13 protein-coding genes are annotated in these 13,426 nt (G+C 49.1%); 12 read left to right on the forward strand and 1 reads right to left on the reverse strand.

Going from position 1 to position 13,426, the window contains the following annotated elements; translation table 11 throughout:
* Window positions 1-30 precede the first annotated feature (30 nt).
* The 9 genes from J6600_RS02115 (at window position 31) to J6600_RS02155 (ending at window position 7,442) form a co-directional block, all read left to right on the forward strand.
* On the forward strand, window positions 31-780 hold the full coding sequence (locus tag J6600_RS02115; RefSeq protein ID WP_003156292.1) for a Cof-type HAD-IIB family hydrolase: 750 nt from the start codon (window positions 31-33) through the stop codon (window positions 778-780).
* Between the two features lie 206 nt (window positions 781-986).
* Window positions 987-1,751: a 5-oxoprolinase subunit PxpA gene (locus J6600_RS02120; RefSeq protein WP_209387892.1), complete on the forward strand. Its 765-nt coding sequence runs from the start codon at window positions 987-989 to the stop codon at window positions 1,749-1,751.
* A gap of 22 nt (window positions 1,752-1,773) precedes the next feature.
* On the forward strand, window positions 1,774-2,988 hold the full coding sequence (locus J6600_RS02125; protein WP_014416919.1) for an NRAMP family divalent metal transporter: 1,215 nt from the start codon (window positions 1,774-1,776) through the stop codon (window positions 2,986-2,988).
* A 4-nt stretch (window positions 2,989-2,992) separates the two neighbouring features.
* Window positions 2,993-3,787, forward strand: coding sequence for a putative hydro-lyase (locus J6600_RS02130; protein ID WP_209387893.1), 795 nt, complete (start codon window positions 2,993-2,995; stop codon window positions 3,785-3,787).
* 29 nt (window positions 3,788-3,816) lie between these two features.
* Window positions 3,817-4,548 carry a 5-oxoprolinase subunit PxpB gene (gene pxpB / locus J6600_RS02135; protein ID WP_110124520.1) on the forward strand — a complete coding sequence of 244 codons (732 nt, stop codon included), beginning with the start codon at window positions 3,817-3,819 and terminating at the stop codon, window positions 4,546-4,548.
* Between the two features lie 2 nt (window positions 4,549-4,550).
* Entirely contained in the window at window positions 4,551-5,558 is a 1,008-nt protein-coding gene (locus J6600_RS02140; protein WP_209388314.1) for a 5-oxoprolinase subunit C family protein, read from the forward strand.
* Between the two features lie 17 nt (window positions 5,559-5,575).
* Entirely contained in the window at window positions 5,576-6,325 is a 750-nt protein-coding gene (locus J6600_RS02145; RefSeq protein ID WP_209387894.1) for an IclR family transcriptional regulator, read from the forward strand.
* Window positions 6,326-6,389: 64 nt separating this feature from the next.
* A complete protein-coding gene (gene lipC / locus J6600_RS02150) occupies window positions 6,390-7,031 on the forward strand; it encodes a spore germination lipase LipC (protein ID WP_209387895.1) in 642 nt (213 codons plus the stop codon).
* A gap of 195 nt (window positions 7,032-7,226) precedes the next feature.
* Window positions 7,227-7,442, forward strand: coding sequence for a YczI family protein (locus J6600_RS02155; protein WP_369719110.1), 216 nt, complete (start codon window positions 7,227-7,229; stop codon window positions 7,440-7,442).
* Here the strand turns inward: J6600_RS02155 and J6600_RS02160 are convergent.
* Window positions 7,413-7,733 carry an antibiotic biosynthesis monooxygenase family protein gene (locus J6600_RS02160; RefSeq protein ID WP_209387896.1) on the reverse strand — a complete coding sequence of 107 codons (321 nt, stop codon included), beginning with the start codon at window positions 7,731-7,733 and terminating at the stop codon, window positions 7,413-7,415. The two genes, J6600_RS02155 and J6600_RS02160, sit on opposite strands and share 30 nt — an antisense overlap.
* A 156-nt stretch (window positions 7,734-7,889) precedes the next feature.
* Between J6600_RS02160 and J6600_RS02165 the strand changes: the two genes are divergently transcribed.
* The 3 genes from J6600_RS02165 (at window position 7,890) to J6600_RS02175 (ending at window position 13,294) form a co-directional block, all read left to right on the forward strand.
* Complete coding sequence (locus J6600_RS02165; protein ID WP_209387897.1) at window positions 7,890-9,893, forward strand: penicillin-binding transpeptidase domain-containing protein; 2,004 nt, start codon at window positions 7,890-7,892, stop codon at window positions 9,891-9,893.
* Between the two features lie 114 nt (window positions 9,894-10,007).
* Window positions 10,008-10,910, forward strand: coding sequence for an aldo/keto reductase (locus J6600_RS02170; RefSeq protein ID WP_209387898.1), 903 nt, complete (start codon window positions 10,008-10,010; stop codon window positions 10,908-10,910).
* Between the two features lie 299 nt (window positions 10,911-11,209).
* Window positions 11,210-13,294 (forward strand): BglG family transcription antiterminator, encoded by a 2,085-nt coding sequence (locus J6600_RS02175; RefSeq protein ID WP_209387899.1) that lies wholly within the window; start codon window positions 11,210-11,212, stop codon window positions 13,292-13,294.
* Window positions 13,295-13,426 lie beyond the last annotated feature (132 nt).

A 13,426-nucleotide genomic window follows, 5' to 3' on the forward strand; every position in this document is an offset into this window, starting at 1 on the left:
CGACTACATTATAAAAAGTGAGGTACATATATGCCGATACAAAGAGAAGACGCAGATATTAAACTGATCGCGATTGATATGGACGGAACCCTGCTCAATGACGAGCAGCTCATCCCGGAGGAAAACCGGCGGGCGATCAAGGAAGCGGAGGCGAAAGGAATTCACGTCGTCATCAGCACAGGACGCACGCTGATGACATGCCGCGAACTGGCTGAGTCTCTCGAGCTGTCATCCTTTTTAATCACGGCAAACGGCAGCGAAATCTGGGATTCCAACTTTGAGCTGGTTGAGCGCAAGCTTCTTCATACCGATCATATTCAAAAATTATGGGATCTGCGGAATAAGCACAACACGAATTTCTGGGCTTCTACCGTCGATAGAGTGTGGAGAGGGGAATTCCCGGAAACGATTACGGATCATCAGTGGCTCAAGTTCGGATTCGAAATCGAGGATGACGAAGTGCGGAATGAGGTGCTGAAAGAGCTCAAGGAATACAAGGAGCTCGAGATCACAAACTCAAGTCCGATCAACATCGAAGTCAATGCCCTTGGTATCAACAAAGCGGCTGCGCTTGCGAAGGTATCGGAAAAACTCGGCTTCACGATGGAAAATGTGATGGCCATGGGTGACAGTCTGAATGACATTGCCATGATTGAAAAAGCGGGTGTCGGCGTCGCCATGGGGAATGCGCAGGACATTGTGAAAGAAACAGCTGACTGGGTGACTGATGTCAACACGGAAAACGGGGTCGCCAAAGCGATCCGCCACTGGGTGTTATAATAGAAAAAAGAGAGAGTCTCAGCATGAGGCTCTCTCTTTTTTGTTTTGTTACATTTCTGACTAGGTCCATGGTAGGTTTTCTGACAAAAGGATGTTCAAACCTGTCAGAATTAAATATAATGAAGAGAAATCCAACAATTCGGAATAGTCATTCCGAATAGCGGAATGATAATAATATAAAACGTTTACAATACAGGAGGGATCTTATGTTTCAGATTGACATCAATTGTGATTTAGGAGAGAGTTTCGGTGCTTATAAAATCGGGCTGGATGAAGAGATTTTGGACTATGTGACATCTGCAAACATCGCCTGCGGCTTTCATGCGGGTGATCCCAGCGTGATGCGCAAAACGGTTGCGCTTGCGGCGGAAAAAGGCGTGAAAATCGGCGCTCATCCCGGGCTGTTCGATCTTCAGGGATTCGGGCGGCGGCAGATCGCGATTACACCCGAGGAAGCGTATGATCTGACGCTGTACCAAATCGGCGCGCTGTCAGGGTTTTTAAAAGCAGAAGGTGTCGAAATGCAGCATGTGAAGCCGCACGGCGCTTTATATAATATGGCCGCCGTCAATCCCGGCCTGTCAGAAGCCATCGCTCAGGCGGTCTGTCATTTTGATCCCGCGCTTATTCTTTTCGGGCTTTCCGGAAGCGAGCTGATTAAAGCGGGAGATCGAATCGGACTGAGGACGGCAAGCGAAGTGTTTGCGGACCGCACCTATCAGGAAGACGGCACGCTGACGTCGCGTTCAGAGCCGGATGCGCTGATTCAGGATGACAAAAAAGCGGTCGGTCAAGTGATTCAAATGGTGAAAGACAGCACGGTGACATCACGTAAGGGACAAGCTGTAAGCCTGAAAGCGGACACGGTCTGCATTCACGGAGACGGAGCCCACGCCCTCACATTCGCAAAAACAATCAAAAAAGAATTAAAAGCGGCAGACATTCAAATCAGCGCGCTTGCAAAAGACTGAGCAGCAGAGGGAGGAAGACAGCATGGAGCAAAAGAAAAAAACAGCCGGAAAGGCTTCCGGCAGATGGTCGCTTCTTTTAGGCGCGACATTTTTGATGGCGACATCATCAATCGGGCCCGGCTTTCTGACGCAAACGGCCACGTTTACCAATACATTGGCGGCAAGCTTCGGCTTTATCATTTTAATTTCTATTATTTTGGACATTTTCGCGCAAACCAATGTATGGCGGATTATCGCGGTTTCCGGAAAGCGCGGCCAAGAGATTGCCAATATGGTGCTTCCGGGCGCCGGTTATGCCATTGCTTTTCTGGTCGTGCTCGGCGGACTTGCGTTTAATATCGGAAACATCGGCGGCGCGGGTCTCGGTCTTCAAGTATTATTCGGGATCAAACCGGAGATCGGCGCTTTAATCAGCGCAGCGGTCGCGGTGCTGATTTTTGTCATAAAGGAAGCCGGAAAAGTCATGGACCGTTTTATGCAGATCGCCGGAATCGTCATGATCGTATTGACGGTGTATGTTGCCGTAACGACGGCTCCGCCGGTCGGACACGCCGTTGTGAAAACTTTTATGCCTGATCATATCAGTGTGCTGGCGATCGTGACGCTTGTCGGCGGCACAGTCGGCGGATACATTACATTTGCCGGCGGCCACCGTTTGCTTGATTCAGGCATCCAAGGGAAAGAAGTCATCCCCCAGGTCACGAAAAGCTCCATCACAGGCGTTCTGATCACATCGATTATGCGGATTGCCCTGTTTCTCGCCGTGCTCGGCGTCGTCTCAAAGGGCCTGAGCATTGATCCTGATAATCCCGCAGCTTCTGTATTCCGGCTTGCGGCGGGAAATGTAGGCTATAAAATTTTCGGCGTCATCATGTGGTCTGCCGCTATCACGTCTGTCATCGGCGCCGCCTATACATCGGTGTCATTTTTCAAATCATTTTCAACAAAAATCGAAAAGCACTCACATGGCGTAATTATCGGTTTTATCATCGTATCCACTCTTATTTTTGTCACGATCGGCCAGCCTGCCAAAATTTTGGTCGCGGTCGGTTCGCTTAACGGCTTAATTCTGCCGCTTGCATTAGCGATGATTCTGTTGGGCGCTTATAAGAAAAAAATCGTCGGCGATTACAAGCATCCGATCTGGCTCACGATTGCAGGGGCGATCGTAGTGGTTGTCATGGCGGTTATGGGCATCTATACATTATTCACGCAGATGCCGCAGCTATGGAGCTGATGATATGAAAAAACATATGAGAGACATGAGCCCCGAAGAAATCAGACAGCTGATCAGGAAGGGGCAGATGACCGGGCCGACGGCGGGGGTGGCCGCTTCTTACGCACAAGCCAATCTCGTCGTTTTGCAAAAGGATCTTGCCTTTGATTTTCTCTTATTCTGCCAGCGCAATCAAAAGCCTTGTCCGGTGCTTGACGTGACGGATGCGGGTTCACCCGTTCCGGCAATAGCTGCGCCGGGAGCTGATATCCGGACGGACTTTCCGAAATACAGGATTTATCGGCATGGCTTGCTTACTGAAGAGGTAACGGATATTACGCCGTATTGGAAGGATGATGATGTCGGGTTTTTGATCGGCTGCAGTTTTTCATTCGAGCAAGCCCTTATTAATCAGCACATTCCAATCAGGCATATTGATGAAGGCGTGAACGTTCCCATGTATAAAACAAATATTGACTGTGTTCCCGCCGGCCCGTTTTCGGGAAAGATGGTCGTCAGCATGAGACCGATTCCGGAAAGGCTTGCAGTCCGGGCGGCGCAGGTCACGTCACGTTTTCCCGCCGTGCACGGCGCCCCCGTCCGCATCGGAAATCCGCAAAGCATCGGTATCAGCGATTTGCATCAGCCGGATTTCGGAGATGCCGTAACGGTGCGGGAAGGTGAAGTTCCCGTATTCTGGGCCTGCGGCGTTACACCCCAGGCGGTGATCATGGAAGCAAAGCCTGACATCGTAATAACACATTCACCGGGGCACATGCTGATCACCGATATACGAAATGAATCGCTTGCTGTCCTGTAAGTGAGAAAGAATACAACGAGGTGATGACAATGATGCAGTATAGCGGAAATACAGCGCTTGATATACAGCCGTACGGTGATTCCGCCGTTATCATCCGCTTTGGCGGGCACATCAGCGAAGAGGTCAACAGCCGGGTGCATGCGGCGGCAGCCTGTATGGAAGAACGGCCGTTTCCGGGCTTCGTTGAATGTATTCCGGCATTCACAAGCTTAACGATCTTTTATGATGTGTATGCCGTCTCAAACATAAAAAAAGGCGTTTCTCCTTTTGCCCTGGTCAAGAAAGAAGTGACAGAACGTCTCAGCCATACAATGACCGACCGCAAAGAAGAGCGCCGGGTGATGGAAATCCCCGTTTGCTACGGCGGTGATTTCGGTCCCGATTTAGAAGAGGTCGCTGAGATGAACGATCTGACCCCGGAAGACGTCATCCGCATTCATACTGAAGGCGAATATCTCGTTTATATGCTCGGATTTGCGCCGGGATTTCCGTTTTTAGGAGGAATGTCTGAGCGGATCAGAGCGCCGAGAAAGGCGTCGCCAAGGCCGTCCATCCCGGCCGGTTCAGTAGGAATCGCGGGAATGCAGACCGGTGTGTATCCGATATCCACTCCCGGCGGCTGGCAGCTGATCGGCAGCACCCCGCTCCGGCTTTTCAGGCCGGAAGAACATCCGCCGAGCCTCTTGAGAGCGGGCGATACGGTGAAATTCGTCCGGATCACGGCAGAGGAGTACAGCCGCATCAAGGAGGGAGCCGAATGAGTATGAAAGTGGTAAAGCCCGGTCTCTTGACGACGGTTCAGGACACGGGACGCACGGGGTATCAGAAATACGGTGTACTGGGAAGCGGCGCAATGGATACGATCTCTCTGCGCATCGCCAATCTTCTTGCCGGAAATCAAGAAAAAGAGGCGGGGCTTGAAATTACGCTCATGGGGCCCGGGCCTTCCTTTGAATTTTCAGAACCTGCGGTTATTGCCGTCACGGGAGCTGATTTCGCCCTTCATATTAATGGGGAGCCCGCCCCACTGTGGAAACCGGTTTTGATAAAGGAAAACAGCGTCGTCTCGTTCGGGCCGTGCAAGATAGGGAGCCGCGCTTATCTCGCCGTCGCGGGGGGATTTGACGTGCCCGCCGTCATGGAAAGCAAAAGCACGTATGTCAGAGCGGGGATCGGGGGCTTTTGCGGAAGAGCGCTGCAAAAAGATGATGAGCTGCCGCTCGGCCGTATGACGCCATGTTCGGAATCAATCGCGTACCGTCTGAGCGATTCTTTCGGACAGCATGGTTTCTCAGCGCCTGATTGGTCTGTCAGCAGCAGAGGGTTTCTGCCGCTGAAAAAAAATCCGGTTATACGAGTGCTTGAAGGCGCTCAATTTCACGCTTTTACAGAAGAAGCAAAATTGCGTTTTTATCAAGAGTCATATACGGTCACGCCTCAATCCGACCGAATGGGCTACCGGCTGAAGGGCGCTCCGCTTGAATTGCGGGAGCCGCTGGAGATGGTATCTGAGGCCGTGACGTTCGGAACGGTGCAGGTGCCTCCGGACGGCAATCCGATTATTCTGCTGGCTGACAGACAGACGACGGGGGGCTATCCGCGGATGGCGCATATCATATCTGCCGATCTTCCTCTCGTCTCCCAAACGATGCCGGGGGAACACATCACGTTCCGGGCCGTTTCGCTGGAGGAAGCGGAAATGCTGCTTTTGGAGAAGGAACAGCAGCTGAAGGAGCTGAAAGCAAGGCTCAAAATGGAATGGCTGATCTGACAAAGGGGCTAAAGACCATGGAAAACAAAAACAAAACCGTCATCAAATCAATGGAACTGCTTCATTTGTTTCTGACTGAACCGAGCCTGAGCTTAAATGAGCTGGTTTCTCTATCGGAGATGCCGAAGACCTCGGTTCACCGGATGGCAAGCTCACTGGAGGAAACGGGGTTTCTCACCCGGGCAGCGGACGGCCGTTATCAGCTTGGTCTGATCTTTTTACAATTCGGCCAGCTCGTCTCTGAACGTCTGGACATCAGGAAAATAGCCAAACCGATTATGGAAGAGCTGTGCGGCGAAGTGGATGAGGCCGTTCAGCTGATCATGAGGGACGGGGATGAAGCTATTTACGTCGAGAAAATTGAAGGCACCCAAACCGTCCGCCTGTATACGGCAATCGGCCGCCGGTCGCCGCTGTACGCGGGAGCGTGCGCCAGAAGCATTCTATCGTTTCTGCCAAAAGAGGAGATTGACACATACATTCAGAAGACAAAGCTTGCCGCAATCGCCTCAGGCACGATGACGGATCGGGCTGAACTGCTTCAATCTATTGAAAGATCCTTACAATCAGGGTATACGATCAGCTATTCGGAATTAGAAGATTACACGGCGGCGATCGGGGCGCCGATTTTCAATCACGAAGGTAAGGTGGCTGCCGGAATCAGCATCGCCGGCTTCGAAGCCCGGTTTTCAAAGGACAGGCTGACGTATTTAACCGAAAAGGTCAAAAACGCAGCACAGCATATTTCTGAGAAATTGGGTTATTGACCGAGCCAATTTTTCTTCACTCGCGTACATTACAATATCGATAGTAACGAGTGGAGGAAAGTAAATGGGACTTGTTTATACGGCGCTGGGGGATTCTTTGACGACGGGAAGGGGATCCGGGCCGTTTTCCGCCGGTTTTGTCCAGCGGTTCGGGCGTATGATGGCAGAAGATTTACAGACAAGAACCGACGTATCTATCTTTGCCAAATCAGGCCTTGAGACGGGAGAAATTCTCGGGCTTATGTCCTTGCCGTACATTCAGAGGCGGATTCAGGCTGCTGATATGATTACGATTACAGGCTGCGGCAACGATTTGATCGATTCGGTTCAGGCATATCAGCAAACATCGGACGCTTCGGTGTTCACCAGCGTGTCCAGTCACTGCCATGAGAACTTTGAAAAGATGATAGCCAAGATCGCTGCCTTAAAAGGGCCGCACCCGTCTCCTTATGAGATCCGCGTCTTTAATTTATACAATCCTTTCCCGGGAATCTCCATTGCAGAAAAATGGATATCCTCTTATAATGCGCACCTCAGCACACTCGCATCGGCGCCGCACGTCAAAATCGCCGGCGTCCACAGCGCTTTCAAAGGAAAAATGAATGAATATCTCTCTCATGACCGCGTACACCCCAACAGCAAGGGATATGAAGTCATGGCATGCGTCCTGCGGGGGCTCGGATACGGAAGCCTCGCCCGCTCATAACCGCGCGCTCCTTTTCATCGGGAGCGCGCTTTTCGTGCTCCTTAAAACAAACTTAAAATTGTCCGACTTTCGTTCTATCCGCGCAAAAAATACGCTAGAATAATGGGGGATAAAGACAGAAATAGAATTGTGTTCAAAAAATGATAACAGAAAGGATGGATTGCTTTGCTGCGCGCCTTAAAACTGTCACTCGCGATGCTGATTATTATACTTGCGGCCGCCGCATTTACGTATGCGGAACATACCTCTGTCATACAGCCGGTTATGCTCGTGTTTCTCGGTGCGGTCATGTTCATTCAGGGGCTGGAGGAAAAACGGAAAGAAAACGACGGTTCCGGGAAATTCAATATCTATACCGCCGTTTTTGTATGGTCAATCTCCTTAATCGGTTTTACGCTTCACGCGATCTGAGTCTGATAGATCCTGAAAATGCTCCACAACGGGAAATGGTGAATAAAAACGGTGCAGTAAGGCTTTCCATTCCTGATATTCCGGCGATCCGCGAAAGCCTTTTGTATGATCTTCCAATGTCTCCCATTCCACAAGCAGCAAATATTTATGCGTCTTTTCCATACATTTGGACAAGGAATGGGACAGATAACCTTTCATGCCCGCTATAATCGGCTCCGCCCGGCGGAATGCCTCTTCGAATTCCCCCTCAAGACCTTCTTTTACATACAGCATGGCTGCTTCTCTGACCATCTGAAATTCCCCCTTTTTTTAATAGATACATTGTATAAGAATATGGCCCGTGACGGCAGGAAAAACAAAAAAATTTTAAACACTATGAGAAAAAAATCCTTGCCAGCCTGATTTGGTTTAGGAGAAAATAACAGTTGGAAGGCAGGGGAATAGACAGTGAAAAAAGGGTTATACCTATTACTTTTACTCGCAGGAATCATAGGTTTGATCGGCTGCTCGAAAACGGAATCGGCCGAAGACAGAATGAAAGATTTCGTAAAAGACTGGAACGGCGGTCATTACGATAAGATGTACCAAAGCCTCACCCAGGATGAAAAGAAAAAGCTATCCAAAAAGGATTTTGTAAAACGATATGAAACCATTTATGAACAAGCAGGGGTCAAAAATCTGAAAGTCACTGCCGAAAAACAGGACGAAGACGACAAGAAAAAAGATGACCTCCAGCACATCGATTATAAAGTCAGCATGGATACAAAAGCAGGGAAGGTCGCTTTTGAAAACACGGCCGTCCTGAAAAAAGAAAAAACAGACGATGGAGAATCATGGAACATCGACTGGAATCCTTCTTTTATTTTCAAACAGCTTTCCGATGACAAAACCGTGCAGATCACAAATGAAGAACCGAAGCGCGGACAAATTTACGACAAAGACGGAAAAGGTCTCGCCGTGAATACCGAGGTGCCGGAAATCGGCATTATCCCTGGAAAACTCGGCAAGGATAAAGACAGCGTGATCAAAAAACTGTCTGAAAAACTGGACCTTTCTGAAGACGATATCAAAAGCAAACTGAACCAGGGCTGGGTAAAAGACGACTCCTATGTCCCGATTCAAAAAATCAGACCGGATGGTGAAAGCAAGGTCAAAAGCCTGCTCGCATTAGACGGCGTGACGAAAACGAAAGTCAGCTCCCGCTACTATCCGTACGGCGAAAAAGCGGCCCATCTGACCGGCTATATTAAAACCATCACAGCGGAGCAGCTGAAAAAAGCGAAAGACGGCCAATACAGCGATACTTCCAAAATCGGCATCGCCGGCCTTGAGAATGTATATGAAGACAAGCTGCGCGGCACGACCGGCTGGAAAATTTACGTCCCGCAAACAGGTGAGGTCATTGCTGAAAAGAAAGCCGAAAGCGGGCAGGATATTCATGTAACGATTGACATGAAAACGCAGACGAAGCTGTATGATTCCATGAAAGATGACAGCGGAGCGGCAGTCGCCCTCGAACCGCAAACGGGAGAGACACTCGCGCTCGTCAGCGCACCGTCTTATGACCCGAACGGCTTTATTTTCGGCTGGAGCGGCAAAGAATGGAAAAGGCTGAATGAAGATAAAAACAATCCGTTTTCAGCGAAATTCAACAAACTTTATGCGCCGGGATCAACGATTAAACCGATTGCCGCGGCAGTCGGCCTGACAAACGGCACATTGAAAGCGTCAGAAAAGAAAAAAATCACCGGAAAAGAGTGGCAGAAAGATTCAAGCTGGGGCGGTTACCATGTCACACGCGTATCAGAGCGCCTGAATGAAGTGGATCTCGAAAACGCGCTGATCACATCGGACAACATCTACTTTGCGCAAAATGCCATAGATGCCGGAGCGGACGCGTTTACAAAAGGATTAAAAACATTTGGCTTTGATGAAGAGATTCCGTACCAATTTCCGATTGAAAAGTCTTCAATCGCTAACGGCAAGCTTGATTCCGAGATCCTTCTCGGAGATACGGGCTACGGCCAGGGGCAGATGCTGATGTCTCCGCTGCACTTAGCGGCTGACTATACCGCATTTGTAACAGACGGAAATCTCGTCAAACCGACATTGATCAAAGACGGAGAAAAAACACCGCAAATCTGGCATAAGCAAGTGGTATCGAAAGCCAATGCCGAAGAAATCACAAAAGGGCTGAGAGGCGTCGTTGAAGATCCGCGCGGCTCTGCATATCAGCCGGCCGTAAGCGGCATTACCGTAGCCGGGAAAACCGGTACAGCCGAGCTGAAAACGTCTAAAGAAGATAAAGACGGCAAAGAAAACGGCTGGTTTGTCGGTTACGATTATAAAAAGAAAGACCTTTTGATCGCGATGATGATTCAAGACGTCAAAAAACGCGGCGGAAGCCATTACGTCGTTGAAAAAGCGAAAAAGCAGTTTCAGAATCATTAATTGACGATTTTTTGCGGGCTGAAAGGAAAATCGGCCGCCGAAGCAGAATGAAACAGCATGGGCAATTCCTGAAAACAGAGATACAAGAGGCTCTAAGAAAAAGGGGGATTTCACATGCAGCGCATTCAATTGGCTGAAGACCTGGAATTTTCAAGAGTGATACACGGGCTTTGGCGTCTGAACGAATGGAATGTTTCAGACGGAGAGCTGCTGAATCTGATTGAATGGTGTATCAGCCAAGGCATCACCACCTTTGACCATGCCGATATATACGGCGGTTATACGTGTGAAAAGCTGTTCGGCGGCGCTTTGTCCCTTTCGCCTTCAATAAGGGAGCGAATCGAAATCGTCACAAAATGCGGGATTGTCATTGAATCACCGGAACGGCCCGGAAACAAGTCGCATCATTATAATACGTCGAAGTCTCACATTTTAGCGTCGGCGGAGCAGTCGCTTTTGAATCTGAATACGGATTATCTGGATGTGCTGCTCATTCACAGACCGGACCCGCTTATGGACCCGGAGGCGGTGGCTGAAGCGTTTCACGCGCTGAAAAGCTCGGGAAAGGTCAGATATTTCGGGGTGTCGAACTTTAAAGCGCACCAGTACAGAATGCTCGAATCCTATTTGGATGATCCGCTCATCACAAACCAAATTGAAATCTCGGCGTACGAGCTGGAAAATATTCATGACGGCACGCTGGATTTCTGTCAGGAAAAACGCATTCCGCCGATGGCGTGGTCACCGCTTGCAGGCGGAATTGTCTTTACCGGACAATCAGATAAGGACGTCCGAATCCGTGCCGCGCTTCGTTCCGTACAGGAAGAAATCGGCGCCGCTTCCATTGACGAAGTCATGTACGCATGGCTGTTCACCCATCCGGCAGACATCATGCCGATTGTCGGCAGCGGAAAAAAGAACCGCATTTCCGCCGCGGTGCGTGCATCCGCGTACAAACTCAGCCATGATCAGTGGTTCCGGATTTATACCGGTGTCCAAGGCTGCGATATTCCATAAACAGAACAAACGCCCGGAAGCTATCTTCCGGGCGTTTGTTTATGTGGTGTGCAATGTCTAAAAACAAGTAAGGTCACTTTGAAGTATAGCCGTGCGGATCAAGAGTAACAAGCGTCATGGCATATTATCTGACACATTTTTCTTTTTCAATACTGTCACACGGCCCAGTGCCAAATTGCCATTTGAAAATGGTTGAATAATCATTGAAAGCGTTTTATATTATAACTTACACCACTTTCCCCGGCAGCACTCCCCATATGCCATACTTCTCACAACTAGAAAATCTGGAGGCGCGTTTCATGTATATGACAGCGAGAGAACAAAAATTAATGAAACATCTATTACTGCAGAACCGGTACGAGACAGTGCATGAACTGGCGGAAGCTTTACAAGTCAGCACAAGAACCGTTCACCGCGAGTTGAAAACAATCAAACCGATGATGGAATCATTCGGTCTGGCACTTGATAAACAGCCCGGCAAAGGACTGAAAGCGGTAGGAAACCCGGAGGACAAACAAAAACTCCTGTCAGACCTGTCCTATGAACAGCATGAATACAGCGCTGAGGAGCGGAAACTTTTAATTCTATGTTCACTATTAGAATCTCAAGAGCCGATCAAGCTCTACAGTCTGGCGAACGAACTGCAAGTGACAAACGCGACGATCAGCTATGACCTGGATGAGCTGGAGACTTGGATTGCGCCCTTCGGCTTGACGCTGATCCGAAAAAGGGGCTTCGGCATTCAGCTGACGGGGCCGGAAAATGCGAAACGGAAAATCGTCGGCAATCTCATCGTCAACCGCCTTGATATTCAAAGCTTTTTGGAAGCGGTTGAATTGAATATTAAAGGAAAACCGGACGATGCTGAAAAAATGTTCGGCGTCGTAAATAAAGCGGAACTTTTGAAAATGGACCGGCTCTTAATTCAGCTCAAGGAAAAAATCGCGATCGCCTTATCTGACAGCTCATACATGGCGCTTGCGGTTCATTTAACCTTTGCGATGGACCGGATCAGGCTCGGAGAAACCATCACGATGGAGGCTTCGGAACTAAAAGCGCTGCAGCAGACGAAGGAGTACGGCTCTGCGCTGGAAATGGCAAAAGAGCTTGAAAAAGCGTTCGGCGTTTCAATTCCGGAAGCTGAGATCGGTTATATCACCATTCATTTGCGGAGCGCCAACCGCAAATACAAAACGGAATTCAAACCGGAAGACATAGAGGTTGAAACGGCCTTGCAAACGAAGCAGCTGATCGGCTTCATTTCTGAAAAAATTAAAATTGATCTGACGGAAAACGGTTCTTTATACGACGGTTTAATCGCCCATCTGGAGCCTGCGATCAACCGGGTAAAAGAAAATATCGACATGTACAACCCGATGACCGAGCAAATTAAACGCGATTACTTTCTGCTGTACATGGCCGTAGAAGAAGGAATGGAAAAATTCTTTCCGGGGCTTCTTTTCTCTGATGGTGAGATCGCTTTCATCGTTCTTCACTTCGGCTCCGCTCTGGAAATCAAACGGGAAGAAGCGAAGATCAAAGCGCTGATCGTCTGTTCTAGCGGCATCGGGTCGTCCAAAATGCTCGCATCCAGGCTGAAAAAAGAGCTTCCGGAAATCCGTTCCTTTGATATGTCTTCCCTCATCGAACTGAAGGACCGAGACACCGCTGCGTATGACATGATCGTATCCACTGTTCCGATCCCGTATGAAAACATTGATTACGTCATGGTCAGTCCGCTTTTAAACGAAGAAGACGCTGATCAGGTCAAGCAGTACATCAAAAGAAAAATTCCGCTGATTCTTGACAAAAAAAGAAACGGTAAAAGAGAAGAGAAGCAGCCGGAGACGCCTGATATGCTGGAAGCGGCCGGCCGTATGGCGCATTACGCGGCGGTTATCCAAAGCGTGCTGCGGAACTTTTCGATCAAATCCATTGATTCAAACACGGCGTATGAGCTGTTTTTGAACCGTATGTTTGACATGCTGGAGCAAGAAGGATTGGTTCATAATGCCCAAAAAACCGCACAGCGCCTTGCTGAGCGTGAACGACAGGGCGGACTCGGCATTCCGGGAACGGCGATGGCCCTGTACCATCTCAAAAATGAAGAAATTGTCACGCCTTTTTTCAAAATTTATGATTTGACAGCTCCATGCAGTGTCAAAGGCATGGACGGAAATTCCCTGACCGTCGACCGCGCTTTGGTGATGATGGCGCCGGCTGATATGCCCGCTGAAGGGTCGGAAATACTAAGTGCGGTCAGCTCGGCCATTATCGAGTCTGAAGACAGTATAAAAGCCTTCCAGACGGAGGATGAGGCCGATTTATACAAACGTTTAAACAAGCTGTTTTATCATTTCATTCAGGAGAAAGGACAGCGGTAAACAGGAAGCGCACACCTCATGTGGGGTGTGTTTTTTTGTGCATGTATGAGGGTAAGGGGAAGGGAAGAAACTAAAAACACGGGACTATTGTATCATTCACTGATGGAATAGTTCTAAAACAAAATAGTTTTA

Origin of the sequence: Bacillus sp. LJBV19 (assembly GCF_017797845.1) — a bacterium.
GTDB lineage: Bacteria > Bacillota > Bacilli > Bacillales > Bacillaceae > Bacillus > Bacillus velezensis.

Excerpts from the sequence above, each read along its gene's own strand:
- J6600_RS02175 (WP_209387899.1), top strand. The coding sequence starts at position 11,210 with ATGTATATGACAGCGAGAGAACAAAAATTAATGAAACATCTATTACTG.
- J6600_RS02160 (WP_209387896.1), bottom strand. The coding sequence starts at position 7,733 with ATGGTCAGAGAAGCAGCCATGCTGTATGTAAAAGAAGGTCTTGAGGGG.
- J6600_RS02125 (WP_014416919.1), top strand. The coding sequence starts at position 1,774 with ATGGAGCAAAAGAAAAAAACAGCCGGAAAGGCTTCCGGCAGATGGTCG.
- J6600_RS02115 (WP_003156292.1), top strand. The coding sequence starts at position 31 with ATGCCGATACAAAGAGAAGACGCAGATATTAAACTGATCGCGATTGAT.
- pxpB (WP_110124520.1), top strand. The coding sequence starts at position 3,817 with ATGATGCAGTATAGCGGAAATACAGCGCTTGATATACAGCCGTACGGT.
- lipC (WP_209387895.1), top strand. The coding sequence starts at position 6,390 with ATGGGACTTGTTTATACGGCGCTGGGGGATTCTTTGACGACGGGAAGG.
- J6600_RS02145 (WP_209387894.1), top strand. The coding sequence starts at position 5,576 with ATGGAAAACAAAAACAAAACCGTCATCAAATCAATGGAACTGCTTCAT.
- J6600_RS02170 (WP_209387898.1), top strand. The coding sequence starts at position 10,008 with ATGCAGCGCATTCAATTGGCTGAAGACCTGGAATTTTCAAGAGTGATA.
- J6600_RS02120 (WP_209387892.1), top strand. The coding sequence starts at position 987 with ATGTTTCAGATTGACATCAATTGTGATTTAGGAGAGAGTTTCGGTGCT.
- J6600_RS02130 (WP_209387893.1), top strand. The coding sequence starts at position 2,993 with ATGAAAAAACATATGAGAGACATGAGCCCCGAAGAAATCAGACAGCTG.
- J6600_RS02155 (WP_369719110.1), top strand. The coding sequence starts at position 7,227 with ATGCTGATTATTATACTTGCGGCCGCCGCATTTACGTATGCGGAACAT.
- J6600_RS02140 (WP_209388314.1), top strand. The coding sequence starts at position 4,551 with ATGAAAGTGGTAAAGCCCGGTCTCTTGACGACGGTTCAGGACACGGGA.